We start from the raw sequence: 676 nt of genomic DNA on the forward strand, positions 1-676 counted from the left end.
TGACGGCAGCTGAGCGCACAGACGGCCCCGGCCCTCCACCGGGGGCGGGGGGGCAGATGTTGTCGTCCCCCGAAGAGCAGCTTCCATCATCTCCAGGCTGCCCGTGTCAGGAGCACCGCGCAGACCTGCGGGTCTTAGGTGTATGAGGGGGCTCCTGAGCAGCGGGCGGCGCCGCTCCCCTGCGGCGGCCACGACGTCTGGCGGCGAGGCGCGCATCGTGGGCCTCAGCCGGAGACGGAGCAGGTATTTCTTGCTTCTTGGGGGCCGCAGGGGGGCGCCCTCGGCGACGAGCAGGCTGAGGCTGGGCACCCGGGGACTTCGTGGGAGTCGCACGCCGGGGCAAGATGTGACTGATCGCCTCAGTCTGCTTCTGGACTGCCGAGAACTGCTGGGCAAAGTCCTCGACAGTGTCGCCGAAGAGGCCGGCCTGGGAGACAGGAGCGTCGAGAAAGCGTGCTTTGTCGACATCTGCCATCTGCGCCAGGTTCAGCCAGAGGTGGCGTTCCTGGACCACGAGTGTGGACATCACCTGACCAAGGGACCGCGCCGTGACTTTAGTCGCCCGGAGGGCGAAGTCAGTCGCTGCACGCAGCTCCTGCAACACCGCTTGGTCAGGACTACCCTTGTGCAGTTCTTTCAACGCCTTGGCCTGATAGACCTGCAGGGTGGCCATGGC

General features: G+C 66.6%; 1 protein-coding gene. It reads left to right on the forward strand.

Features of this window, described 5'->3' with window-relative positions; genetic code table 11:
- Nucleotides 1-346: 346 nt before the first annotated feature.
- The coding region (locus tag C8054_RS32980; RefSeq protein WP_233220271.1) for a hypothetical protein at nucleotides 347-676 on the forward strand (330 nt) is incomplete at its 3' end.

Source organism: Micromonospora sp. RP3T (genome assembly GCF_003027925.1).
Taxonomy (GTDB): domain Bacteria; phylum Actinomycetota; class Actinomycetes; order Mycobacteriales; family Micromonosporaceae; genus Micromonospora.